This window comes from Paenibacillus terricola (assembly GCF_014779765.1).
Classification (GTDB): domain Bacteria; phylum Bacillota; class Bacilli; order Paenibacillales; family Paenibacillaceae; genus Paenibacillus_T; species Paenibacillus_T terricola.
Genome location: NZ_JACXZA010000004.1, coordinates 201,019 through 224,251 on the forward strand (window position 1 = coordinate 201,019; position 23,233 = coordinate 224,251).

The 23,233-nt window shown below is 51.5% G+C and carries 24 protein-coding genes and 1 pseudogene; 19 read left to right on the forward strand and 6 right to left on the reverse strand.

The genetic code is table 11. From position 1 onward, the window contains the following. Nucleotides 1-144 precede the first annotated feature (144 nt). Nucleotides 145-1,419 carry a helix-turn-helix domain-containing protein gene (locus H8B09_RS16995; RefSeq protein WP_191204745.1) on the forward strand — a complete coding sequence of 425 codons (1,275 nt, stop codon included), beginning with the start codon at nucleotides 145-147 and terminating at the stop codon, nucleotides 1,417-1,419. A gap of 83 nt (nucleotides 1,420-1,502) precedes the next feature. Here H8B09_RS16995 and H8B09_RS17000 read toward each other — a convergent pair whose 3' ends face one another. Then, nucleotides 1,503-1,949: a MarR family winged helix-turn-helix transcriptional regulator gene (locus H8B09_RS17000; RefSeq protein ID WP_191204746.1), complete on the reverse strand. Its 447-nt coding sequence runs from the start codon at nucleotides 1,947-1,949 to the stop codon at nucleotides 1,503-1,505. A 168-nt stretch (nucleotides 1,950-2,117) separates the two neighbouring features. On the opposite strand from H8B09_RS17000, the gene H8B09_RS17005 reads away from it, so the two are divergent. From H8B09_RS17005 to H8B09_RS17025, 5 genes are all read left to right on the forward strand, one after another. Further along, nucleotides 2,118-3,323, forward strand: coding sequence for an MFS transporter (locus H8B09_RS17005; RefSeq protein WP_191204747.1), 1,206 nt, complete (start codon nucleotides 2,118-2,120; stop codon nucleotides 3,321-3,323). Nucleotides 3,324-3,384: 61 nt separating this feature from the next. Then, nucleotides 3,385-4,014 (forward strand): nitroreductase family protein, encoded by a 630-nt coding sequence (locus H8B09_RS17010; protein WP_224753700.1) that lies wholly within the window; start codon nucleotides 3,385-3,387, stop codon nucleotides 4,012-4,014. 365 nt (nucleotides 4,015-4,379) lie between these two features. Then, nucleotides 4,380-5,195 (forward strand): GNAT family N-acetyltransferase, encoded by an 816-nt coding sequence (locus H8B09_RS17015; protein ID WP_191204749.1) that lies wholly within the window; start codon nucleotides 4,380-4,382, stop codon nucleotides 5,193-5,195. Between the two features lie 126 nt (nucleotides 5,196-5,321). Beyond that, entirely contained in the window at nucleotides 5,322-5,870 is a 549-nt protein-coding gene (locus H8B09_RS17020; RefSeq protein ID WP_191204750.1) for a hypothetical protein, read from the forward strand. Between the two features lie 296 nt (nucleotides 5,871-6,166). Further along, nucleotides 6,167-6,820, forward strand: coding sequence for a FusB/FusC family EF-G-binding protein (locus tag H8B09_RS17025; protein ID WP_191204751.1), 654 nt, complete (start codon nucleotides 6,167-6,169; stop codon nucleotides 6,818-6,820). 128 nt (nucleotides 6,821-6,948) lie between these two features. Here H8B09_RS17025 and H8B09_RS31295 read toward each other — a convergent pair whose 3' ends face one another. Beyond that, nucleotides 6,949-7,452, reverse strand: coding sequence for a hypothetical protein (locus H8B09_RS31295; protein ID WP_397376081.1), 504 nt, complete (start codon nucleotides 7,450-7,452; stop codon nucleotides 6,949-6,951). Further along, nucleotides 7,438-8,334: pseudogene (locus H8B09_RS17030) on the reverse strand (endo-1,4-beta-xylanase); the annotation flags it as partial. The pseudogene H8B09_RS17030 and the gene H8B09_RS31295, both read right to left, overlap by 15 nt. 567 nt (nucleotides 8,335-8,901) lie before the next feature. Here H8B09_RS17030 and pnuC point away from each other — a divergent pair. From pnuC to H8B09_RS17060, 6 genes are all read left to right on the forward strand, one after another. Further along, complete coding sequence (gene pnuC / locus H8B09_RS17035; RefSeq protein ID WP_191204752.1) at nucleotides 8,902-9,594, forward strand: nicotinamide riboside transporter PnuC; 693 nt, start codon at nucleotides 8,902-8,904, stop codon at nucleotides 9,592-9,594. Next, nucleotides 9,584-10,597 (forward strand): AAA family ATPase, encoded by a 1,014-nt coding sequence (locus tag H8B09_RS17040; protein WP_191204753.1) that lies wholly within the window; start codon nucleotides 9,584-9,586, stop codon nucleotides 10,595-10,597. Before pnuC ends, H8B09_RS17040 begins: the two co-directional genes overlap by 11 nt. Nucleotides 10,598-10,632: 35 nt before the next feature. Then, the gene (locus tag H8B09_RS17045; protein WP_191204754.1) at nucleotides 10,633-11,529 is read left to right on the forward strand and encodes an ADP-ribosylglycohydrolase family protein; all 897 of its coding nucleotides are present in this window, start codon (nucleotides 10,633-10,635) and stop codon (nucleotides 11,527-11,529) included. A gap of 73 nt (nucleotides 11,530-11,602) precedes the next feature. Continuing rightward, entirely contained in the window at nucleotides 11,603-12,493 is an 891-nt protein-coding gene (locus tag H8B09_RS17050; RefSeq protein ID WP_224753701.1) for an AraC family transcriptional regulator, read from the forward strand. 468 nt (nucleotides 12,494-12,961) lie between these two features. Further along, on the forward strand, nucleotides 12,962-14,701 hold the full coding sequence (gene ade / locus H8B09_RS17055; RefSeq protein ID WP_191204756.1) for an adenine deaminase: 1,740 nt from the start codon (nucleotides 12,962-12,964) through the stop codon (nucleotides 14,699-14,701). Nucleotides 14,702-14,797: 96 nt separating this feature from the next. Beyond that, on the forward strand, nucleotides 14,798-15,592 hold the full coding sequence (locus H8B09_RS17060; RefSeq protein WP_224753742.1) for an alpha/beta fold hydrolase: 795 nt from the start codon (nucleotides 14,798-14,800) through the stop codon (nucleotides 15,590-15,592). Between the two features lie 4 nt (nucleotides 15,593-15,596). Here the strand turns inward: H8B09_RS17060 and H8B09_RS17065 are convergent, their stop codons facing one another. Next, nucleotides 15,597-16,118, reverse strand: coding sequence for a GrpB family protein (locus H8B09_RS17065; protein WP_191204758.1), 522 nt, complete (start codon nucleotides 16,116-16,118; stop codon nucleotides 15,597-15,599). Nucleotides 16,119-16,453: 335 nt separating this feature from the next. Between H8B09_RS17065 and H8B09_RS17075 the strand changes: the two genes are divergently transcribed. The 5 genes from H8B09_RS17075 (at nucleotide 16,454) to H8B09_RS17095 (ending at nucleotide 19,485) form a co-directional block, all read left to right on the forward strand. Continuing rightward, complete coding sequence (locus H8B09_RS17075; RefSeq protein WP_191204760.1) at nucleotides 16,454-16,852, forward strand: LbetaH domain-containing protein; 399 nt, start codon at nucleotides 16,454-16,456, stop codon at nucleotides 16,850-16,852. Between the two features lie 26 nt (nucleotides 16,853-16,878). Further along, nucleotides 16,879-17,298 carry a VOC family protein gene (locus H8B09_RS17080; protein ID WP_191204761.1) on the forward strand — a complete coding sequence of 140 codons (420 nt, stop codon included), beginning with the start codon at nucleotides 16,879-16,881 and terminating at the stop codon, nucleotides 17,296-17,298. Between the two features lie 123 nt (nucleotides 17,299-17,421). Then, nucleotides 17,422-18,204 carry a sigma-70 family RNA polymerase sigma factor gene (locus tag H8B09_RS17085; protein WP_191204762.1) on the forward strand — a complete coding sequence of 261 codons (783 nt, stop codon included), beginning with the start codon at nucleotides 17,422-17,424 and terminating at the stop codon, nucleotides 18,202-18,204. A 70-nt stretch (nucleotides 18,205-18,274) separates the two neighbouring features. Continuing rightward, on the forward strand, nucleotides 18,275-18,670 hold the full coding sequence (locus tag H8B09_RS17090) for a VOC family protein (protein WP_191204763.1): 396 nt from the start codon (nucleotides 18,275-18,277) through the stop codon (nucleotides 18,668-18,670). A gap of 182 nt (nucleotides 18,671-18,852) precedes the next feature. Next, nucleotides 18,853-19,485, forward strand: a complete 633-nt coding sequence (locus H8B09_RS17095; RefSeq protein WP_191204764.1) for a DUF2306 domain-containing protein — start codon at nucleotides 18,853-18,855, stop codon at nucleotides 19,483-19,485. A gap of 61 nt (nucleotides 19,486-19,546) precedes the next feature. On the opposite strand, the gene H8B09_RS17100 is transcribed toward H8B09_RS17095, so the two are convergent. Further along, nucleotides 19,547-20,386 carry an AraC family transcriptional regulator gene (locus tag H8B09_RS17100; protein ID WP_191204765.1) on the reverse strand — a complete coding sequence of 280 codons (840 nt, stop codon included), beginning with the start codon at nucleotides 20,384-20,386 and terminating at the stop codon, nucleotides 19,547-19,549. Nucleotides 20,387-20,509: 123 nt separating this feature from the next. Between H8B09_RS17100 and H8B09_RS17105 the strand changes: the two genes are divergently transcribed. Together H8B09_RS17105 and H8B09_RS17110 are read left to right on the forward strand one after the other, a co-directional pair. Continuing rightward, nucleotides 20,510-21,508 (forward strand): Gfo/Idh/MocA family protein, encoded by a 999-nt coding sequence (locus H8B09_RS17105; RefSeq protein ID WP_191204766.1) that lies wholly within the window; start codon nucleotides 20,510-20,512, stop codon nucleotides 21,506-21,508. 19 nt (nucleotides 21,509-21,527) lie between these two features. Continuing rightward, a complete protein-coding gene (locus H8B09_RS17110) occupies nucleotides 21,528-22,466 on the forward strand; it encodes an aldo/keto reductase (RefSeq protein WP_191204767.1) in 939 nt (312 codons plus the stop codon). Nucleotides 22,467-22,555: 89 nt separating this feature from the next. Here H8B09_RS17110 and H8B09_RS17115 read toward each other — a convergent pair whose 3' ends face one another. Further along, complete coding sequence (locus tag H8B09_RS17115; RefSeq protein WP_191204768.1) at nucleotides 22,556-23,146, reverse strand: TetR/AcrR family transcriptional regulator; 591 nt, start codon at nucleotides 23,144-23,146, stop codon at nucleotides 22,556-22,558. Between the last annotated feature and the right edge of the window lie 87 nt (nucleotides 23,147-23,233).

The window sequence follows — 23,233 nt, forward strand, 5'->3', positions numbered from 1 at the left end:
CGTTCATCCCTTTCGAGCGTGGTAGCAGATGTTTCACTGCAACCTCAGTGTAATGCGCTTTCATAACGGTTAATTGTATTTATTCATGATTTGTTGTACTTTTTTCATCATAGATGGTTAACCCTAATTGCGATGGAGGCTCGTATGAATACGTTAATCGAGCTCAATACATTCGGCAGGCTGCTTCATCATGCGCTGCAGCTTCCGGTATTTGTTATACAGCCAGGGCGGACAATCGATTCGGTCTACGTCGATGCTGTCATTGCCGACAATCCATACTTTGCACCGATTCGCGAACAGATCGCCGGTTATGCCTATGCGTTGTATGCAGCGGATCAACCGATTCATTTTACCCGTACGCGTCTTCAATACTTCTTCGTCAATGCGCTTGATGAGGAACGGCTTGTGGGGACGCTTGTCGTTGGGCCATACTTGCATGCGAGGATAGAAGAAGGTGCAAGCAATGAATTCGATATGCTGCATGCCGAGAATCGCGGGCGGCTGCTCGACTTATATGGACAGCTTGCGATCGTCGCGGAGGAACGAGCGCAAGCGATAAGTCTCATGGTTTACTTCGCCATTCGCAGGCAGGCGGTTGATCCGTCCATTACGCCTCTTTCAGCCGATGTGCCGATGCTGGTCCCGGTTGTGGAGAAGCATGAGCGGGAAACGGAGCTGTCTCGAGGCAGACGCAGCGGCCTGCTGCATACGAATCTGTCGCATGAGCGTGTGCTGCTTCAATATGTCCGTGCAGGGGAAAGCGAGCGGGTTCGGGACTTCGTCATGGAGTCCATTATCGGGGAAGACGAATTCGGTCTGTTATCCAAGCGAAGCCGCCTTCGCAGCGAGAAGAACCTGATGATTACAGGCATTGCCCTGATTTGTCGGGCAGCGATTGAGGGCGGCTTACACGAAGAGGATGCGTTAACGCTCAGTGATAGCTACATCCAGCTGCTGGAGGAGAAGGACGCGCTGCAGGAGGTCAGCATGGTCATGGCGGAGGCGCTGTTCGACTTCGTCGATCGGGTGGCGGACGTACGTCGAGGCCATTATTCGCCCGCTGTGCAAGATTGTCTGCATGAGATCGCCAACCAATTGTACGGCGAGATTACGCTTGATCGGCTCGCTGAGTTAACGCATCTGAGTCCGAATTACTTGTCTGGCTTATTCAAGAAAGAGGTAGGTCTTACGATTTCGGAGTATGTGCAACGCGAACGGATCGAGGAGGCGAAGAGACTGCTTGCTCTGACCGACTATCCGATCACCGACATCGCGACATGGCTTAATTTCAGCGACCAAAGTTATTTCAATAAGGTGTTCAAGCGATGGCAGGGCAGCACGCCGAAGAGCTATCGACAATCCGAGCAGCGTCCGGGGCGCAAACGTACCGAGCTGACCAGTACGGAACAGAACCAATAGGATAAGAAGAGACCAATCTCCCGATCGGGGACTGGTCTCTTCTGCATGCGCGAAATGCGTAAGTGCTTCGTTATTCCTGTTCATCAGACCAGCGTAATCAGCAGCTCCTTCAGTTGCCCGCGCTGCTCGGCCGAAAGCTTCTCCATCAGTTTCTCAGCGATTTCGGCGCTGACGGATCGAATCGTCTTGATATGGGGCTTGGCCATATCCGTCAGCGATAAAATAGTGGCACGTCGATCCGTAGGGTCGACCGTGCGCTGAATCAGTCCATTGTGCTCTAACGCATTAACGAAATCGGTCACCGTACGCGGTTTCAGCTCTAGCTTGGCCGCCAACTCGTTCATGCGAATTTGCTCGGCCTTCCAGACCTCCATAATGAGGCGCAAGCGCGGACCCGATATCGGAATGGGCAGGTTTAGCGCGGCCAATTGTTTCTCGAACTCGAATTTTAATACGCGGGCGGTCGTAACTAATAAATAGAAGATATCAGCGGATTCTTCATCCGGTTGGTCGTATGCAGATGTATTCATTCGTTCGAAGGCCTCCCTTCGCCATAAGTATAACCTTATCTTACTTGATCGCGTCTTTTTTTCTCAATCTAAGGTCGTATTGACGCTGCGTCCGTTAGTAGGTAAACTCACAGTATCATCAAATTAGTGAGGTTGCTCACTAATTATCGTTATTATGGAGGTACCATTATGGAAAATGCACAACAGCGGCGAGCCGAGAAGCTATGGACAGCCGATTTCATCCTGATTACGTTTGCCAGCTTCTTCTTGTTCTTCGGGTTTCAAATGCTGCTGCCGACACTGCCTGTGTACATGCAGGACTTAGGCGGGGACAATACGGCTGTCGGGCTGATCATCGGCATATTTACGATATTTGCGTTAGTGGCGAGGCCTATTGTAGGTGCGGTTATGGGCGATAGCAAGAAAGGTTGGCTGATGACCGGGCTTCTTCTCTGCTTCGTCATTATTTCGGGTTACCATTGGACAACGTCGGTCGCATTGCTGCTATTAGCACGCTGCGTTCATGGCGTTGGCTGGGGAGTTGTTACGGTTACTTCCGGTACTTTAGCGGCAGATGTTATTCCCGCAGCACGGCGGGGAGAGGGCATCGGTTACTTCGGGCTCGCGAGTACGCTTGCGATGGCGCTGGCGCCTGCGATCGGGTTAGCTATTCTTAACGGCTCGTGGCAAATGCCAGGCGTCATCTTCGTTGCGGCTGCCAGCACGGTATTGTCGTTCCTCTGTACGTTGGGCGTGAAGAGGAAGCGTAACAATAAGGACGTTCATACCGCTAACGTCGAGGGGCCGCAAGCGAAGCCGTCTTTCCGCTCGCAGCTATTCGAACCGAAAGCGTTATTCCCATCCCTTCTCGCATTGCTGATCGGAATCGTCTACGGCGGGATCGTCAGCTTTATTACGCTTTTCGGCAAAGAGGCGAATATCGGCAATGTAGGTTTGTTCTTCACCCTTAATGCCGTTTGCTTGCTCATCGTACGTCTTATCTCAGGGCGGTTGTTCGACCGAAAGGGCCATGTGTGGGTTATCCTGCCTGGCAGCATGCTGATGGCTGTTTCGCTGATTGTGCTGTCCTACACGGACAGTCAGACCATGCTTGCGATTTCGGCGATTTTATTCGGATTCGGCTTCGGTGCCGTACAGCCGTCGCTGCAAGCATGGATCTTAAATCGCGTGGAGCCTGCCCAGCGGGGGCCGGCCAATGCAACCTTCTACTCCATGTTCGACCTTGGCATCGGCGGCGGCGCCATGATTCTTGGACCTCTTGCAGAAGCGACCAGCTACGCTGCGATGTATCGCTATTCGTTCCTTGTTATTGTGCTTTTCTGCATCGTATATGTGTCATATATGTGGAGAAGAAACAAATCCTCTTTAAAATAATAAGTAAGTTACCGATATATAGTAGGTATTCATCATTGTATTTTGCACCTACTAGGAGGTAATGGAAGTGAGCGAATTTCAATCCGTCCTTATCGACCGTCGATCCGCTAATCGATTCGTCGAACATGTAGAAATACCCCGGCATGAGCTAGAAGAAATATTCGCATTAACGAAATATACGCCGACTGCTTATAATCTGCAGCATGCGCATTTCGTAGCGGTAACGGATCGTGGTCTGATTGAGCGCATTTACGAAGCAGCGTATAAGCAGTATAAAATTAGAACCGCTTCGGCCGTCATCTTTGTACTGGGCAATACGAAAGCGCATCTGAATGCTGCTGAGCTTAACGAAGGCTTGAAGACGTTAGGGTTGCTGAGCGAACAGGAGTACACGACGGTCGTCGACAACACGATCTCGTTCTACGAGAGCCGTGGAGAAGATTTTCAACGGGAAGATGCTGTGCGCAATGCAAGCTTGTCGGCCATGAATCTCATGTTAATCGCTAAGGACAAGGGCTGGGATACTTGTCCGATGCACAGTATTGAAGGAGAAGCGCTCCAAGCTCTGATTGAAGTGCCTGAGGGCTTCATCCCTGTTATGATGATCACGATCGGCAAAGCTGCTCCAGACAGTATGCGTCCTCGCGGTTATCGCAAGCCGACAGGTGAATACGTCACTTATATCGATTAAAATGGAACCCCAGTACTGACAACGTACTGGGGGTTTCTGCGTCTTCTTTTGCTTTATTCGCTGTTGACGAGCAGGAATAGCGCCTATACAATTATGGGTATTAATTACAAGGTGGTCGTTTCGTGTTTGTGACTGTACTTAACGTTTGAATTGCATAGGAGCTAGGCCTCTCGGTTCAGTATGATTGCCTGAAAAACGTCTTTACGAGACGTTTCTTTCATGCTGCCGCCCGGACGCTTCTGGCCCAAACGTTAAGCACGCGTATATCAGTCAATGTCCCTTAGAGGCATGGAATGAGGATGTGTTGACGTCCGAAATCCGTGCCTTTTTTATTTGGCATCCAATATGATGAAGGAGCTATGACGATGACAAACCTAAACGCCCCGATCGTTATCGATATTTCACAGGAATCCATGATCCGCTCGATAGACAACAGCTTGTCCTGCTATCCCTATTATCTTGCTCGCCTGCCTCACGCTGAGATTCATGAAGATGATGATCTTCTCTGGATCGATTCAGGAGTGCCGATCTATTTCTTCAATGGCGTGTTCAGAAGCACGATAGCCGCAGGCCACGCGAGACAGCGGATTGATGCTATCATACAAAGCTTTCGCGCTGCCAAACAGTCTTTCATCTGGCAGATCGGACCTACCTCGCAGCCATCCGATCTTCCGCAGCATCTGCTCGCTGCGGGGTTTCAACATGATGAGTCTGAGCCTGGCATGGCGCTGGACCTTTATCATTTTCAGGCTGAGGATGTGCAGCCATCTGCTGGAATTGTTGTCCGGCAAGTTGTTAGCGAAGACATGCTGAAGGATTGGGTGAATGTATGGGCATTTGGCGCATCGGACCACATTCCGCTTCTGCAGCAGATGTATGCCCAATTAGGGTATCAAGATTCTAGCTATCGCTATTACGTGAGTTACTTGGAGGGGCAGCCTGTTGCGACCGTCATGCTGTTTCTTGCTGCAGGCGTTGCAGCCGTTCACCATGTGGTGACGTTGCCTGAAGCGAGGAATCGGGGAATTGGAACTGCGGTTACGGCTCATGCCCTGGCAGAGGCGAAGCGCGAAGGTTATCGCATTGCAATCCTGACGGCCTCCGAGGACGGCTTTAACATTTATAGAAAGCTGGGGTTTCAAGTGTACAGCACCATTCACAAGTATGTATACCATGTCTAATTGAATAACATGATGGACGGAACCGCGAATCTTCAGCATCGTATATACATATATAACCATGCCTTGAACGAGAGGTATATTGCACTGGCAGGCCCTTATCCTATTCCACAATAGAGGAGTGGCAGTGTGGACTATATTCGTGACTATACGATGTATGCGGCGGTGTTCGGCATGTTCAGCTTCAGCTGGTTCGGATGGGCGCAGGAACGGCCAAGGGCTGGCTGGCGCAAATATCTCGGCATCGCATCCGGGTTGGCGCTGCTTGTCTGTCTCGTTGGCGTCTATCTGAGCATTAACAACTGGAGCAAGCCGTCGGCTTTGAATGACAATGCTTCGTTCACCACGTATTTGGTCACCTTTTATACGGAATTCATCGTTGCAGGTGTAGGGGCTTTTTTATTCCTCCGGAGGAATAAGAAGGAGTATGTTGCGCCGTGGATTGCACTGGTCGTAGGTGTGCACTTCAGCGGCTTAGTCAGCGTCTTCGACGACCCTGGCCTGTATGTACTCGCTGCGCTCCTCGTTGCGGTAGCGGCTGTTGCGATCTTGATAGCTCCTAGGCTGAACGTAGCCACTAGTGCGATTACAGGAATTGGTGCAGGGACGGTGCTGCTTATCTATGCCATTATAGGATTAGTCCGTTATTTGGCTTGGTATTACGTTCTGGACATATAAGCTTTTACCAACCTTTGAAGGCTGCTCGGTCCTTAATTTTGTGACGTCGGGCAGTCTTTCTTTTGCTCAGAAGCTGCATTATAATAGTGACAATTCGAACTTAGGGGGTTAGATACGATGGCAATGGCTCGAGATTGCCGGACTGGCACAGCCTCATGCAAAGCCTGAGAGGGAGGCGATCTTTGCATGGGAAGGCCACGGCTTCGCCCATAATAACGCATTTATCGTTTCTAGTGATGGCTTTGCACCTTATTGACCCACCATTATTCAACTAACAATAAGGGGCTGACATGCCAATGTGCGAACCATTCATTAGAGGTTATCAATATAATTTTATTCGAAATCAAGCCGATTACGTCCTTCATACCCTCCGCACGGTCGGGGATCCGAAGGTCGTGGAAGGCGTCCGTTCCAGCGCGCAGGCGAAGGTTGCGGAATTGTTCCCGGATGTGACGGACAGTCGGATGACGATGCTCGAATCGATCGCGGATCTGCGAACAGGCGAAGATCTGCAGAAATATGTGCAGGGGCTTGAACCTTACCTTACCGCGTTCCCGCCCATTACAGAGCAGCAGATTCGGAAGCTGTTCCCGAAGAACAAGAAGCTGAAGCTGCCCGATCTGGCGCAGATCGACTTCCGCTACGTTTCTTACCTGAGCTGGATTGATATTTCGACGAACAAGATGTTCATCGTCTATCACAAGGACGGCAAATTCGTAGGCGTGGAGGGACGTTTCACGGAGACGAACAAGAAAAGCTACTGCTTCGTGTGCAACCGTTACGAGAAGCTCGCTTTGTTCTCTGCGATATCCCGCAAACGGCCGACGAATGCCTCGCCTGATTACTACAAGTCGGTGGGTAACTATGTTTGTACGGACGGCCATGTCTGCAACAAGAATGTTACCGATATTGCGCCGCTGGAGAAGTTCATTGAGGCAGTGGTGGAATAGCATTCTAACGAACAGCGATAGGGCAGTCCAAGGGCCGCCGTCATTAACTTAAGGCATAAGGCCCGGAATCAAGAAAAAGAGCAGGTTATCATCATGATAACCCGCTCTTTTTTGCGCGAATGGAATGTTTAATTCCACAGATACACGTTATCGACGTACACCGATGCTGTGCCGGAAGAATTGCTTGCGTCAATGAACTGAATGCCGTATTCCTTGATATTGGTTTTATCGATGCCCGTCAGATCGAGCGTGAGGTTGATCGTGCCGTTCGCGCCTATTGTCGCCCAGCCGCTGTCTTTCCAGGCGTAGTTGCTGCCGTATTTGACATACAGCTTAACGCCCAAGCCAGAACCATAACCGCCCCATGTGGAACCGTGTACGGTTGCCCGGAGCTGATTGAAGCCCGTCACGTTGAAGGTGCCGGTTTTGTACATGTAGTGCGCCGAACCGCTCGCCATCGGGATGTCTACTTGCAGGGAGTGGGTATTCTTGGAGGCCCATGCCGTGGTGGACCATGGTCCGCCGCTAATAGTTCCGCCAGCCCAGCCTTCCGTGCCCGATTCGAAGTCATGATAAATGCTCGCGGTTGTACCTCCAGAACCTCCGTTGTTTCCGCTCAGATAAGTTTTCAGCCACTGGAGCGCAGGACGCTCCGTGCCGTTAGAGTTGAGCAAATGCGTGCCGTTGATCCATGTTTGGCCTTGAATATAGCCCCACAGCGTAATGCCTTTCACATTCGGATTCTCCCACAGCACAGGGAACTTCTGCTGATACCGAGCGAGCTGGGTCGCGTCATCGCCGGTCATGTCGAGCTCGGATACATAAATCGGCAATCCCGTTGCCGACAGCTTGCCCAAGACCGTATTCATCGTGCTGACGGATACGGTATCCATACTGAATTGGTGACATTGGATGCCGATGCCGTCGACCAATCCGCGGCTCTTTAGAATGTTGATGATATTGACGTATTGATCCGCTAAGTTAGGATCGTTAATGATGCCGTACTCATTAATGAGCAGCTTGGAGTTCGGGAATGCTGCCCGGGCTTGCTGGAACGACCAGACGATCCAATCCCATCCGGTTGCGCCGTCGCCGCCGATCGCGTTGCGGTAATCCGGCTTCGCGTGCAAAGGCTCGTTGACGACGTCAACATATTCGGAGCCGCCATATCGTTGGCCGGCTAATTGAATCCACTGCGTTACTTCCGCCTTCTGATCAGCAGCCGACAGGCTGCCGACCCAGCTCGGCTCTTGACTTCCCCAGACGAGCGTATGGAACTTGAATGGCATGCCATTGCTCTTGGCATAGTTATAAGACGTGTCCGCTTGCCCCCAATTCATCGAGTTGCGCGCGCCTTCGACGGAGCCCCACTTAGTCCCGTTCTCCGGCGTTACCTGATTCCAATACGTACCGAAGCTCGATGGGACGCTGCCTGCTATGATATTCCCTAGAAATTTGCTGCCGCTTACAAGACTGGCTTGTGCATAATCAACCGAGAGGGATGTAATAAGCATTCCGGCCAAAGCTATCGTACCAACAAGCTTTGTAAGTTTTTTTGCGAACAGAACAATTCCTCCTTCAATGGGTTCAATTTCTCTCTGTTTGCTCATGCAGTCAGGGATGCTGCGCTCCTCTCCAATAAACAACAGAAGCAGTTATGCTGAAAGTTCTACCACCTCCCTCGTCTGTAAATGTAAGCACTTACAACGGGATTATAGCGAATGAAAACACCGCAATATACAGGGGAAAATATAGGGGTTTACCCCTCAAAATCTAGATGTGAGCAGCACGGCGCAGACAGCAGACAGGCCCATTCGTAAATGTACCATTAAGAACATAAATTTGGTCACCAAAAGAACATCCGGTATAGCTGTTCATATATCCTGCACGCCTTAATCGGCGCCGTTCCGTAAGCATGCCGACCGCATAAGCGGCGCTCGGCAGGACGAAACGAACAACCCAAATTGGAAAAAGCTGTTGACATCTCATTCTTTTGTGTCATAATGACTATATAAATCAATAAAGTCGATATGACAATGTAAAATGCTTCTTTTACACTTTACCAACAGGGGGTACGCGTAATGAACAAACCAATCACAATGGCAGCGCTTTGCTTGGCGATGCTGGCTGTTGCTTATTTCACTTCATCAACGATGCTCGAGATGTCGGCGACGATTACAGGGCTGCTAAGCGTCTGGCTGACGGCTCGCGAGAATATATGGGCGTGGCCGATCGGGCTTATTAATGTATCATGCTTCTTCTACATGTTCTGGGACGTTAAGCTGTATGCAGATATGACGCTGCAGGTATTCTTCCTCATCTTGAGCATCTATGGCTGGGTCGTCTGGCTGACGAAACGGGGCTCGGGACGGGTAAGGCCGACTCGCCGTATCAGCAGAGGGCTGGCCATCGGACTGTTTATGCTGCTGCCGCTCGCAACGTGGGGCTGGGGCGCCTGGCTTGCAGCCTACACGGACGCATCGATTCCGTATCTGGATGCTTTTATCGCAACTTTAAGTCTGATTGCTCAGTATCTTCTTTCATACAAAATCTTAGAGAACTGGTATTGCTGGCTGCTTGTCGATGTGCTGTCAGTGGGCATGTATGCGTATAAGGAACTTTATGCGGTCGCTTTCTTATACGTCATATTCTTGGTTATTGCAGCTGCAGGACTGTATTCGTGGCGTAAGCAGTGGCGGGCATCGAATGGTGTGAATGGCGGGTATGGTGAAATCGCCGCCATGCACGAGGGGGAGATCAGCTATGAGCGATAAGAAAATCGGACTGACACTGGGCAAATATGCACCATTCCATCGCGGACATCAGCATGTCGTCGATACGGCATTGATGGAGATGGATGAGGTCATCGTCATCATATATGACTGCCCGGAGACCATTGATGTTCCTCTTACGGTCCGGGCGGAATGGATTCGTCGTCTATATCCTGAGGTGCGGGTGCTTGAGGGATGGGATGGTCCGACAGAGATTGGGGATACGCCGGAGATTAAGCGAAGCCAAGAGCAGTATGTGCTTGGGCTGCTGCAAGGCCAGCGGATTACCCATTTCTACAGCAGTGAGTTCTATGGTGAGCATATGAGCGAGGCGCTTCATGCGGTGAACCGATTGGTAGATCCAGAGCGTACGCAGTTCCCGATCTCTGGCACACGTGTCCGTGAGATGCCCTATGAGGAGCGCACATTCGTGCATCCAGTTGTTTACCGCGATCTGATCGCGAAGGTCGTATTCCTTGGTGCGCCATCGACGGGCAAAACGACGCTCGCCGCCCATATGGCGGAGCGGCACGCTACGGTATGGATGCCAGAATACGGCCGCGAATATTGGGAGCTTCACCAATCCGACCGCAGGCTGACACAGGAGCAGCTGGTGGATATCGCGGAAGGTCACAGGGAGCGGGAGGATGCGCTAGCGCTTCAAGCACGCCGTTACTTGTTCGTGGATACGAATGCGATTTCGACGTATATGTTCTCGCTCGATTATCACGAGGCTGCTCATCCTCGCCTTGCAGCTCTGGCAGATGAAGCTTCGAAGCGATACGACCTCGTTTTCCTGTGCGAGGATGACATTCCTTACGATGATACGTGGGATCGATCGGGTGCCGTTCATCGCGGTAAGTTTCATAAGCAGATTAAGGCGGATCTGCTCATGCGACGCATTCAGTTTATTCCGCTTCGGGGAAGCTTGACGGAGCGGGCTGACCGAGTCGACGAGGTGTTGAGACAGTTTGTGAAATATCGGAGCTTGGGCGAACGGCTGTAAGTTGACGGTCGATTGTAATGATGGGGGCGAAAGAGATGGTAGAGCCATTAAGTTTGCTGGATCGAATTCGGGGCGGACTGTACGGTGTCGCTGTCGGTGATGCGCTCGGGGGAACGACGGAGTTCATGTCGAGGACGGGGATACAGAAGACGCATGACTATCTGACGGAAATAATCGGCGGCGGCGTGTGGGATCTGGAGCCGGGCGAAGTGACGGACGACACGATGATGACGCTATGCGTGGCGGATGGCATTATGGAGCAGCCCGATGCGCCGATGGCGGCGATCGGGGAGCATTTTCTGACGTGGTATCGTTCAGACCCGAAGGATATTGGTAATATCATTCGGTACGTGTTGAGCAGATATGACGGTAACTGGATGGAAGCTGCATTTGTGGCTCATATGGACTTGGGGCAGAGCGCTGGCAATGGAGCATTGATGCGCTGCTTGCCAGTGGCGTTGGCATACGCCAATTTGGAGGAAGTAGAGCGAGTGTCCCGGCAGCAGGCGAAGATGACGCATTACGATGATCGCTGCGCCGCAACCTGTTCGATGTACAATCGGATTGCCTATCGGATGTTGGTAGAGGGGGCGGGGCTAGAAGAAGCCATCGCGGTCGATATCGCGGGCACCGAATATACCGATCTGCTGCAGCCAGGCGCACAACCGAACTGCGAGCCAACGGGCTTCGTCGTCGATACGATGCGCTGGGTACTGCATCTGCTGCTCACCTCGAACAGCTTCGAAGAGGTTGTTCAGCGGGCAGCCAACGAAGGCGGAGACGCCGACACCATCGGTGCGATTGCCGGCGGCCTGGCGGGTATTCACTACGGGTACGCCGGAATCCCACAGCGATACGCGGAGCGGATTTTGATCAAAGAAAGACTCGATGTGTTGAGTGAACGATTGTACGCGCTGCGGCTGGGCAGGTAAGATGGACAAATCAAAGCATTCGCGCACAGGAAGCGGAGGGCTGCCCCTTTTAAACTGAAGATGCAGAAAGGAGATGAGGCTGGTGGAGGCGTTCAGATTACTGCGGCAGGCGATCGATTATATCGAAGATCATTTGCAGACGACGATTGAAGTCGAAGACGTCGCGCAAGCGGCGATGTCCTCGAAGTATCATTTTCAACGAACGTTCCATGCGCTGACGGGCTTTACGGTAACGGAATACGTACGAAACCGCCGACTTACGCTTGCAGCGGAAGAGCTGGCGAGAGGGGATCGTAAAGTCATTGATGTGGCCTTGAAGTACGGCTATGAGAGCCCCGAGGCGTTCGCCAAGGCGTTTCAACGGCTGCATGATGTGACTCCGCTTGCCGCCAAGAAAGGGAATGTAAAGCTCAAATCGTTCCCCCGCATCTCCTTTCAAATCCAGATTAAAGGGGAAACGGAAATGAACTATCGCATCGCGGAGGGCAAGGCTTCGACAGTAGTTGGCAAGGCAGTTGTGATTGCGAGAGATCCGTACACGGAAATACCAGCCTTCGTGGAGGACATTTGGACGAACGGCACGCATGACCGTATTAATGCAACAGCAGGCAGACCTGCAGGCTCGCTGCTGAGCGGGTACCACTTTGATTTCAGCGAAGACGGAATGAGATATTACTTGATGGGATCGGATCTGCCGGAAGGACAGACAGTACCCGATGATTTTACGTTGCTCCATGTTCCGGATCAGATCTATGCGGTTTTCGACGATCGAGAGGTCTTCCCTAACGATGCGGAGACTGAGACGGGCATTCAGAAGGTGTGGAAACGCATCTATTTCGAGTGGTTCCCATCCTCCAGCTTCGAGCAAGTAGAGGGGCCGTGCATCGAAAGGTACTATTGGACCGATGACAGCCATACGGAATCAATCTGCGAAGTGTGGATTCCGGTCAGGAGAAAGGCGTAGCCGCCTCCTTTTAATAAGGGCACATGAATAGCTGCATCTTTTTTGTGTTTTCGTTTCGAGTTTCTCGAAAAAACAAATTCTTACAGGTTAAACGTCACTCGTCTAACGGTCCCCACAGTGGTTATTTCGATCAAACTGGAAGTTTGTCGTGCGCAACGGTTGTGAAAGTGGCTATGGCGGCAAAATCGGAAAATAGAGCACCATGTAGGGCTAATAAGCCCGAATACAACCTTTAGAAATCAAAATGGAACGTTTCAGCCTAAATAGGCTCATACGGCAACCATTAGAACGAAAACGCAGCAATCGCATTAGCGTTGCGGGTATCGTACCACTAATAAATCGTGTATGCTTTCAAGAAGGCCTTCCTCCGGGAGGTCTTTTCTAGTCGTAGGCGGATATTTTCCAACTGCCAACCAAACAATACTAGTTGGTCTGTTCCAGCTTTTGAACGCAAAGGAGCACTTATAAATGAAAATAAACGCTGCAACGTTGAAGAAGAGAGTCGCCGTAGCGGCCAAGCGAGAACCTGCAGATACGGTCGTGAAGAACGGGACGATCGTTAATGTGTTCACGGGACGTCTGATGAAGGGTGACATTGCGATCGTGGATGGCGTCATAGCGGGGATTGGTACATACGAGGGGCGCGAAACGATTGATGCGAGCGGCAAAATCATTGTTCCCGGCCTGATCGACGGGCATGTTCACATCGAGAGCTCGATGCTGCTGCCGAAGGAGTTCGCGAAAGTCGTGCTGCCGCATGGCGTTACAACCGTCATTACGGACCCGCACGAAATTGCTAACGTAGCAGGGGCGGAAGGCATTCAATATATGCTTGATGATGCCGAGGGTCTGCCGCTGGACGTATACGTCATGCTGCCTTCCTGTGTCCCTGCCACAGGCTTTGAAAGCAATGGAGCTACATTGAATGCGGACCAATTATCGCCTTTCCTATCCGACCCTCAAGTGCTCGGGCTCGCTGAAGTGATGGACTTCCCCTCTGTAGCCAGTGGGGATGACCGCATGATGGATAAGCTCGTGACGACTCAGCGCCATAATGGTCTCATCGATGGACACGCAGCGGGTATCGGCAGAGACGATCTGAACATCTATATGGCGGCAGGCATCCGAACCGACCACGAAGGCATCAATAGCCAAGAAGCGCAAGATCGGCTCGACCTTGGGATGTATCTTATGATTCGTGAAGGTACGGTAGCCAAGGATATGGAGGCGCTGCTGCCGGTCATTACGGAACGTAATGCGAGACGATGCGTGTTCGTCACTGACGACAAGCTGCCGGATGATCTAATCGAGGAAGGCAGCGTTGATCACATTGTACGTCTTGCCATTAAGAAGGGTCTGGATCCGATTATCGCGGTACAAATGGTGACACTTAATACGGCGGAATGCTTCGGGCTTCGCCATCTTGGAGCGGTTGCGACGGGCTATCAAGCAGATTTCCTGCTGCTCGACGACCTGAATAGCTTGTCGATTCATGAGGTATACAAGAAAGGAAAGTGCGTCGCCCGGGGTGGCAAAACTACCGATTCTTACAGCGTTCCATCATCGGACGTTCAGCGGCAAGTATTACCTTCGATTCATGTTCGGGAAGTGACACTCGGAGATCTGAAGCTGCCCGTACACTCCGACGAGTGCAATGTCATTGAGATCATTCCGAACCAGTTAGTTACCCATCACCGGGTCGAGAAGGTGACCGTACAGGACGGCGCCTTCCGTATCGATACCGGTAAGGATCAACTGAAGCTGGCGGTTGTGGAACGGCATAAGGCGACAGGAAATATTGGACTTGGCATTGTACGGGGATTTCAGCTGTCCCGCGGTGCGATTGCAAGTACGGTCGCGCATGACTCGCACAATATCGTAGTGGTTGGCGCGTCCGATGAGGAAATGCTGACGGCCATTCAGCGCGTAATCGCGATTAATGGCGGGTTAGTGGTCGTCGATGGCCATGAGGTTGTTGCAGAGGTTGCGCTTCCGGTTGCAGGGTTAATGTCAGATCGCCATTACGAAGAAGTCTATGAATCGCTGAAGGCTTTGAATGCTGCACTAACGCGAATCGAAGCCCCTCAGAATTTCAATCCGTGTCTGATGCTGTCTTTCCTAACGCTGCCGGTCATACCGGAGCTGAAGCTGACGGACAGAGGTTTGTTCGAATTCTCGTCCAACTCGCATATTGAAGTCTCAGTATAGCGAACTCCGTCAGATAAGAGGAAGAATAACGATTGTCCCCTAATATACCTTATATGTATAGGAGCAAGCATCAATTAGGGGGGATCTAACTTGAACATGATTGAATCCCGTACGCTGATGTTCAACAAGGCCCATATTCACTATTCCATATCTAAGGAGCAGCATCCGGATTGCATCTTGATGCTGCACGCTGCTTTTGCAGACCGTCATATGTTCGAAGAGCAGATGAGTGCGTTTATGAGCAAATATCGGGTCATCGCCATCGATATGCCCGGGCATGGGGATACTGTGACCAAGGGTTCGTCGGTTACGATAAAGCATATGCCCGATATTATCAAACGATTGCTCCGCGAGAATGAGATTAATGCCTGTCATTTGGTCGGCGTTTCGCTGGGCTCATTAATTGCTCAAGCTTATGCCGACCGGTGTCCGGAGCAAGTCCGTTCTGTAACAATCGTTGGTGGATACTCGATACATAAAGCGAATGAACAGCTGATAAAGGCGCAGCGTAAAGAAGGCCTTCGATGGCTCTTGTACATCCTGTTCTCGATGAAACGGTTCCGCTCGTACGTCACAGCTGTTAGCTGTCATACGGAACAAGGCCGAGCCATATTCACTGCTGCAATAAACCGATTCAATAGGAGCTCGTTCGCCGCCATGTCCGGCTTGGATCGGTTATTCGTTCCTCGAGAAACGTCTATGACGTACCCCCTTCACATTATGTACGGGGAGCATGATCTGCCGCTGGCAGCAGAAGCGGCTGTGAACCTGCATAAGCTTGAACCCAAGTCGGAGCTGACCAAGCTGCAAGGCGCGGGACACTGCGCCAATCTGGATGAACCGCTCTTATTCAATGATAAGGTTGAGCGGTTTCTCAATACGGTAGGCTGACTAATCACAATTCCGCTGTCTTATACCAATCCAGCGCTTTATGCTCCAGTTCCTTCACGAAGGCATCTTTGCCGTCCGAATAGGTCTCGATACTGGTAGGAAACTGGTCGGCGAGGCTGGTTTTAAGCTTCCCATACTGTTGTGCATCTTTAGGATGCGATCGCAAATAATCTCTCACGGCCAGATGGCGGCTCGTATCCTCGAGGTTGTCCGCTTGGAACACATGTACCTGATGCGTGCGATGGTCGCCGCCCTTGCGATAATATCTTCTGCCGCGCATTCCGAACTCACCCATACATTCGTAGCCAAGTGCAGTCATCTCCGCATCATAGGCATCTATTCTGCTAATGTCCCGTACCACTGGCATCATATCGATAATCGGCTTAGCGCTAAGTCCTGGAACGGAAGTGCTGCCGATATGATGAATATCGATCAATTCATCCGCGAAGATCGCGCGAATGCGCGCAGACTCTTCTTCATACCGCCGTGCCCAGTCTGCATCATAGGGCTTTACAATGACGTACATTTGATCAGCCTCCTTAGCTGGAAGTTAATTATATACCGTCTAATCATCTAATTCACAATTTTCGTTCATATGGTGAAGTAGTCGATAAGTTCGGAGGGGATGTTGATGATCGATCGTCTGCGTTCGTTTGCGCATTATTTGAAGCCAGAACGCCACCATTGCCAGAATCGAAGGCGCCGGCCATTAGCAGCACAGCTTTCAAGTCCGTTCGCAAGCATAATTGGCGATGTGACGATACGGGATAATGCTTTATCGCACCAGGCGCGAGTATTCGCGCGGATGAGGGGACGCCGTTCCATATCGGAAGCGGCAGTAACTTGCAGGATGGCGTTATTTTGCACGGATTGGATGATGAGTTTGTCACCGTCAACGGAAATCGCTACTCCATCTATATAGGCTCGTCCGTTACATGTGGGCATGGGGCAATCGTACATGGTCCTTGTGCAGTAGGAGATGGCTCGTTCATTGGCTTCCAATCAATTGTATTCGATGCAGTGCTCGGACAGGGCGTATTCGTCTCCAACCATGCGCTGGTAACGGGCGGTGTGCGAGTGGCAGACAATCGATTCATCCCACCGGGTGCGGTCATTGATACGCAGGAGCAGGCGAACCGTCTCGGACAGACGCCGCAAGATAAGAAGCAGTTCGTCAAAGAGGTGCAGCGGATTAATCAAGCGTTCCCGGCAAGCTATCAGGTGCTGTTCGGGAAGAAGAGGTGCATAATGCCCTATTAGTAATCTCGCGAGGAGAGTAGACGACGGTGGAGCAGACGGAAGTAAAGCAATTGGTTCATGCAATTGTTCAGGTGCGAGTGCCGGTTCGTGACATTGACGAGTCCGTTGCGTGGTATGAGAAGCATTTTGGCTTTGTTCATGCCTGGAAGATCGAAGATGAGTCAGATCTGAAGCTGGAGCCGGGCGCTTTTCTATTCTTGAAGCGGGTGGGGCCTCAGCAATTGCCGCTGCGCATCGAATCGCAGGGTAAGCCGTACGCCATGCTGTGCTTGAAAACGTCCAACATTACGGAATGTCACCGTAAGTTGGCTGAGGTCGGCGAGACCGTAACGGAAATTACGAATACTTGGGGAATCGACCGTCTTCTTGAATTCGATGTCATCGATCCTTCAGGTAACGTGATCAATGTCGCTAACTATCCTGACCTGCCAATGGAAGGTTTCTAAGCTATCGTGCTGCATAAATATTAGAGAGGGTCATCCGTGCAGGATGGCCCTCTTACCGTTTCATTCCATCCAGTCAATGGGATCAACTCGACTGCCCTTATTTTTCGGTGCTATATTGATATTGTGACAAAATGTGTAAACCCCTCTTTCCGCGTTAACCAGATAACCGACAAGGAGTTGACCCTACTGGACGAATTCGCGAAGCTGGAGCCTTACATACCGGGATTAAAGATTTACTGTCGCTCCTTAACTGGCAGTGACTGGGATGCTGACGAATTAGTGCAGGATGTTTGGACGAAAATATGGCTTGCATTAGAGCGAGACCCCGACCGGCCAATCAGCCGATCCTTCTTGTTCCGCATTGCGAAGAACGCGTGGATTGACCGTTATCGGAGGGAGCGTAAGCGGCAGGGTGATGCGGAATATGTTGAGGATTATCTACCGTCAATTCCGTTCGGCGTAGAGGGGTCGCTAGCCCGCGAACTGCTCGAGCAGCTGGCAGAATCGCTTAATCCGAGACAAATGGTGCTCGTCATTCTGATTGATGCCTTCGCATTCAGCGCGGCGGAGTCGGCGGCTTTGCTCCGTATGACAGAGGGTGCGGTGAAGGAGGGGCTGAAGCGGGCGCGTCGACGATTGCAGGCCTTCAAGTCTGGCAGTCGGCAGAACAATGGACAAGCCGGTGGCAAGCATAAGAGTCCGGATGGGACTGCAATGACCGCCTCATTGTTCGAGACATTCTTGAAGGGCTTCCGCCAAGGCGATGCCGATATGATTTGCCGGGCTTATCTCAGTCTGGCCGCACAAGGCGTCACAATTGAGAAAGTATCGCGAGAAGCGGGACGCTACTCATTCACGATGCGAGACCCGAATGGTCACTTGATCGAATTTGTCCAAAATATATAACCCGGCCCGTTTCTTTGCGACTGCCTCTTCCGTTATATAGGGTGAAAAACAACCCGAGGAGGAATTCCCCATGTCTGTTCCGAGCATGAATCAGATTGAGGCAGCCATCGTAACAAGCTATATCTACATTCCGGTGTCGGATGTAAACCGCTCTGGTGAATGGTACGCGAAGCATCTTGGCTTTCAATGGAATCCTGAGCCGGGACACAATATTGAGCTTCGCACAACAACGGGTGTCTGGATGTTCATGCGAACGGATTATCCGCTTCCTGTTGCAGCAGATTCTGCCCGAAGACCTGTATTCGGCCTACAAGTGACGGACATTCATATGCTTCATCGAACACTGCGGGAACAGGGACTGCAGGTGGGCGCAATTACCGAGGACGAGGGCGGCAGCATCTTCGTGCTCACTGTTCCAGACGGAAATTTGATCGAGATTTGGGGCGGCTGGCCGAGCGCTTGCTAATCTCATTCTCAAATGTGACGAGCAAGGCACCGATAGGGTCGGTGCTTTTTGTGTTGATTTGGTGACAACAGTGCAATTAACGGAAAACTGGACTCGTCAGACTAGCTATTATCCTTATAATAAAAAGAGACCGTACGGTTCGGTATTTTTTATCAAGATAAATAGACGGAGTGGATGATGGAATGACTGGGAGCAGGAAAGCGTATTGGCTGATGGTGTTGGTTGCGGCAGTCTTCGTTGTATACGCCGTATATACCAATTTTATCGGCGATCCGAAGGCAGCGGCCTTCCTGGATCACAAAACAGATCTAAAGCGTGCTCTGCATGTAAGCAGCTGGCTAACCGTAATGAAGGTGCACGTCGTGTTCGCCTGTATAGCTATGATCGCGGGGGCCATCAATTTCTCATCAGCGATATTGAAGCGGAGTCAGCGCCAATTTCACCGTTGGAATGGTTATTTGTACGCAGTGTCTGTTCTAATTACCGTCATTACGTCCGGCTACATGGCACCTTATGCAACCGGGGGAAAAGCAGCCAGTATGGCGTTTAACCTTATCAACATTATCTGGCCGATATTCACGATTATCGCTATCGTACAAATACGCAAGAAGAAGCTTCCGCAGCATCGGGAGTGGATGATACGAAGTTATGCGTTTGTCTTCACCAACTTATTGATTCACACGCTGCATACGCTGCTCAATGATGGATTCGGCATGGATTATGCCAACAGCTACGTCATTTCGATCTATGCAACGATTATGTTGCTTCTTCTGGCATCGGAGATGGTGATTCGTACCGTACTGAGACGAACTTAAGTCAAATTTCGTAAACATGGACAAACCGGCCCGCCCTCATAAGGCGAGCCGGTTATTTGCGTTATACCCCATACAATCTCCGGTATGCTGTAGGCGTCATTCCTTCATGCTCCATGAACCGTTTGTTGAAATAGCTGACGCTTGGGTAGCCTGCTTCCTCTGCAATCTGCCCGATGTTGTCATCCTTCCGCTCCAGCAGCCACTGCTTGGCTGCCTGCAGGCGGCAGCGAGTAATGAAATCCATCGGCGTCATACGCGTAGCGCTCTTGAACAGCTTACAGAAATAATAGGGCGTCACGCCTGCCTTATCCGCCCATTCTTCTAGAATAAACGGCTTCACCGCATCCTGCTGCATCAGGGGCAGAAGCTCCATGATCCGCTCGCCCGATGTTCCGGCCTTGCTCCCCGCAAGCGCAACCGCATGCTCGACAAAGACCGTCAGCAGCATATAGGTGAGCATGGACAGATGAGCGGGGCGCAGCATCCGGTTCGTCTCCGCCTCGTCAAGCAGCTCTTCATGAGCCTGCTCCCACACCTTGGGCTGGCCCAGCTTCCATAGTGGGTTGCGGTGAAAGCCATGTTGAATGAGATAATCGCTCAGTCCAGTTCCGCCGTAGAAATGAAACCATCGCACATCCCAAGGATCATCCTTGTTGCTGTAATAGCGCTGCTTCTGAAGAGGAAAATAAAGCACGGCTTCCCCAGCCCTAAGCTCATGCACAATCCCATCGATCTCGGCATAACCCCTGCCCGAAACGCAGTAATGAATATTGAAATTGTTAAGGGCTCCCGCCTCGCGTTCTACGCTATGCTCCGGATCATAACGGTATTGGCCTACGGATTCCGGGAAACAGAAGTAGGGCATATTCGGGAGCGTAAGCAGCAGACTTTGTCGCTTCATAGCAGCGTCCTCCAGAACAATATTGTTATAACCAAACACAAAATAATATCATTTTAATTTTAAATACCATCTCCTATAATCGCAATATAATCATAAATATTTCAAACAAAGCGAGGGTGAAGCATGAGTGAAAAGCTCAAATGGGGCATTATGGGATGCGCCAATATTGCACAACGCGCAGTCATTCCAGGCCTCCACTTATCAGAACTGAATGAGGCGGCTGCCATTGCAAGCCGTGATGGAGACAAAGCACAACGCACCGCCGAGGAACTGAATATCGGAACCGCCTATGACAGTTATGAAGCGCTTCTCGCGGATCCCTCGATTGACGTCATTTATATTCCGCTTCCCAACCATATGCACAAGGAATGGGCAATTCGCGCAGCGGAAGCGGGCAAACATATTTTGTGCGAGAAGCCTCTCGCCTTGAACGCTCATGAAGCGGCTGAGATGGCTGAAGCGGCGGACAAGGCCGGCGTTCTGTTATCCGAGGCTTTTATGTACCGTTACCATCCGCGCTACGAACAGATCAAAGATTTGATCGCATCCGGCGCGATCGGCGACGTTCGCGGCATCCGAAGCGCGTTTACATTCAACAACCCGAATGACTCGGCGAACGTCCGCTTCCGCAAAGACTGGGGTGGCGGTTCCATCTATGATGTAGGCTGTTACCCGATTAACGCAGCGCGGCTGCTGCTCGGCCAAGAGCCGGAGGCCGTAACGGTGAACGCTTTCTTCTCCCCCCAGCATGATGATGTCGATATGATGGCTTCCGGTTTGATTGAATTCGGAGGCAATGTATCGCTCACCTTCGACTGCGGCATGTGGGCGGCGTTCCGTAACCCGCTCGAGGTGCTTGGCACGGACGGTATTATTGAGGTTCCATCGGCATTCGTGACGCCTACGGAGGACAGCGGCCATATCTATCTGACAACCGGCGGCGAGCGCCGTAAGATTGAGGTCCCCTATGTGAATGCCTATACGGAGCAGGCGGATTCCATGGCCCGTTCGATTACGAACGGCACTCGACTCACTTTCCCTACCTCAGATGCGATCAGCAATATGAAAGTCATTGATGCATGCTTGTTGTCCGCCCGTGAACGGACGAGAGTCACTTTATAATCCAAGGAGGCAGCAGAGGATGGAATATTTAAAGCTTAAGGGATTGGACAAATCGGTATCCCGTTTAATGAAAGGCACGGATTACTTCTCCCATGACGCCTATGAGAAAGCTTCTGCCAACCTGGATGCGTACTTCGCTATCGGCGGCAACTGCCTGGACACTGCCCATATCTATTGCGGGGGACAAAGCGAAGAAGTGATTGGACGTTATCTAAAGGAGCGCGGCACACGCGATCAATGGGTTATTCTGACGAAAGGCGCCCATCATGATGAGGATGGACCGCGCGTCAACCGCGAAGCGATCCGCAGCGATTTGATGACGAGTCTTGAACGCCTTCAGGTCGACACGATCGATATGTACGGCTTGCACCGTGACGATCCCCATGTTCCTGCCGGCGAAGTGATCGAAATTCTGAATGAGCATATCCAGTCCGGCGCAGTGCAAACCATCGGCGTATCCAACTGGACTTGGCAGCGAATTCAGGAGGCGAATGACTATGCTGCGGCCCGCGGACTTGTCGGCTTCTCGTTCAGCAGCCCGAACTTAAGCCTTGCGAAGGCGAACGAGCCGTTCTGGGCAGGCTGCGTCTCGGCAGACGAAGAGACGATTCGTTGGCATGAAGCGAATCAGCTTCCGCTGTTCTCCTGGTCATCGCAGGCGCGCGGTTTCTTCACCGGCCGCTTCTCGAAGGAAGACCGCAGCAACGCCGATCTGGTGCGCGTCTTCTACAGCGACGATAACTGGGAGCGTTATGAACGCGCGAAGCAGCTGGCCGAGGAGAAGCAAGTGACGCAAATCCAAATTGCGCTCGCTTATGTCCTTAACCAGTCCTTCCCGACTTGTGCGCTAATTGGCGCCCAATCGCTTGAAGAGCTTCGCTCCTGCGACGAGGGCTCGCGAGTCAAGCTAACCCGCGAAGAGATGAACTGGCTCGACCTTGGCTCGGATCAGAAATAAATGCAGAAAGCACGCTCCTTATCCGCGGAGCGTGCTTTCCTGTGTTATATCGAATATATGAGATAAGTGCTCCGGAGGGGCGGCTGCGATTACGCTTTGTAGGCGTCAAGCAGCTGCTTGATGTTGTCCATTGCATAGCTGACGTGGCGATTGTCCCTAGTCAGTCGGCTTGCCATAATGGCCCCTTCAATGGATGAGAAGAGGAAGGAAGCTGTTGATTCGGTGTCCATGCCGCCGCGAAGCTCTCCGCTCTGAATGCCTTGAAGGAGCAGCGATTGAATGAAGCCAAGCATTTGCGTATAGGCGCCGACTGCGTGATCGCGCAGAACAGGGAAGGAATGATCGCTTTCGACGGCTGTATTTAAGAAGGGGCAGCCCCCTTGGATAGGCGGATTATAAGCGGTGTCGCGATAGATGCTGCACATCGCGAGTATTTTGCCAATGGCCGTATCTTGACTATCTACCGCCGCGGAGAAATGCTGCCACAGCACTTGTCCCGCATATTGGAACGCTTCGATTGCGATCTCGTCTTTGTTGGCGAAGCTGCGATAGATCGCGCCTTTGGTGAGATCAGTAGCGTCCATAATATCCTGCATCGTCGTCGCCGCATAGCCCTTCTCGTTGAACAGATAGGCGGCTTTCTCAATGATTCGGAGTTTCGTAAGTTCACCTTTACGCATGATTCGAGGTCCTCTCCGTATACTTACTATTATTACGTGTTCAAAAAGTTCGGTTTTCAGCACCAAGAAGGTTGGATCAAGCGGGGA

What these genes read in the sequence shown, in the direction of transcription:
- H8B09_RS17090 (WP_191204763.1), top strand. Translation starts at nt 18,275, where the DNA reads ATGTCTGTTCCGAGCATGAATCAGATTGAGGCAGCCATCGTAACAAGC.
- H8B09_RS17005 (WP_191204747.1), top strand. Translation starts at nt 2,118, where the DNA reads ATGGAAAATGCACAACAGCGGCGAGCCGAGAAGCTATGGACAGCCGAT.
- H8B09_RS17105 (WP_191204766.1), top strand. Translation starts at nt 20,510, where the DNA reads ATGAGTGAAAAGCTCAAATGGGGCATTATGGGATGCGCCAATATTGCA.
- H8B09_RS17110 (WP_191204767.1), top strand. Translation starts at nt 21,528, where the DNA reads ATGGAATATTTAAAGCTTAAGGGATTGGACAAATCGGTATCCCGTTTA.
- H8B09_RS16995 (WP_191204745.1), top strand. Translation starts at nt 145, where the DNA reads ATGAATACGTTAATCGAGCTCAATACATTCGGCAGGCTGCTTCATCAT.
- H8B09_RS17000 (WP_191204746.1), bottom strand. Translation starts at nt 1,949, where the DNA reads ATGAATACATCTGCATACGACCAACCGGATGAAGAATCCGCTGATATC.
- H8B09_RS17115 (WP_191204768.1), bottom strand. Translation starts at nt 23,146, where the DNA reads ATGCGTAAAGGTGAACTTACGAAACTCCGAATCATTGAGAAAGCCGCC.
- H8B09_RS17060 (WP_224753742.1), top strand. Translation starts at nt 14,798, where the DNA reads ATGATTGAATCCCGTACGCTGATGTTCAACAAGGCCCATATTCACTAT.
- H8B09_RS17050 (WP_224753701.1), top strand. Translation starts at nt 11,603, where the DNA reads ATGAGGCTGGTGGAGGCGTTCAGATTACTGCGGCAGGCGATCGATTAT.
- H8B09_RS17015 (WP_191204749.1), top strand. Translation starts at nt 4,380, where the DNA reads ATGACAAACCTAAACGCCCCGATCGTTATCGATATTTCACAGGAATCC.
- H8B09_RS17065 (WP_191204758.1), bottom strand. Translation starts at nt 16,118, where the DNA reads ATGTACGTCATTGTAAAGCCCTATGATGCAGACTGGGCACGGCGGTAT.
- H8B09_RS17025 (WP_191204751.1), top strand. Translation starts at nt 6,167, where the DNA reads ATGTGCGAACCATTCATTAGAGGTTATCAATATAATTTTATTCGAAAT.
- pnuC (WP_191204752.1), top strand. Translation starts at nt 8,902, where the DNA reads ATGAACAAACCAATCACAATGGCAGCGCTTTGCTTGGCGATGCTGGCT.
- H8B09_RS17100 (WP_191204765.1), bottom strand. Translation starts at nt 20,386, where the DNA reads ATGAAGCGACAAAGTCTGCTGCTTACGCTCCCGAATATGCCCTACTTC.
- H8B09_RS17040 (WP_191204753.1), top strand. Translation starts at nt 9,584, where the DNA reads ATGAGCGATAAGAAAATCGGACTGACACTGGGCAAATATGCACCATTC.
- H8B09_RS17010 (WP_224753700.1), top strand. Translation starts at nt 3,385, where the DNA reads ATGGAAGTGAGCGAATTTCAATCCGTCCTTATCGACCGTCGATCCGCT.
- H8B09_RS17095 (WP_191204764.1), top strand. Translation starts at nt 18,853, where the DNA reads ATGACTGGGAGCAGGAAAGCGTATTGGCTGATGGTGTTGGTTGCGGCA.
- ade (WP_191204756.1), top strand. Translation starts at nt 12,962, where the DNA reads ATGAAAATAAACGCTGCAACGTTGAAGAAGAGAGTCGCCGTAGCGGCC.
- H8B09_RS17045 (WP_191204754.1), top strand. Translation starts at nt 10,633, where the DNA reads ATGGTAGAGCCATTAAGTTTGCTGGATCGAATTCGGGGCGGACTGTAC.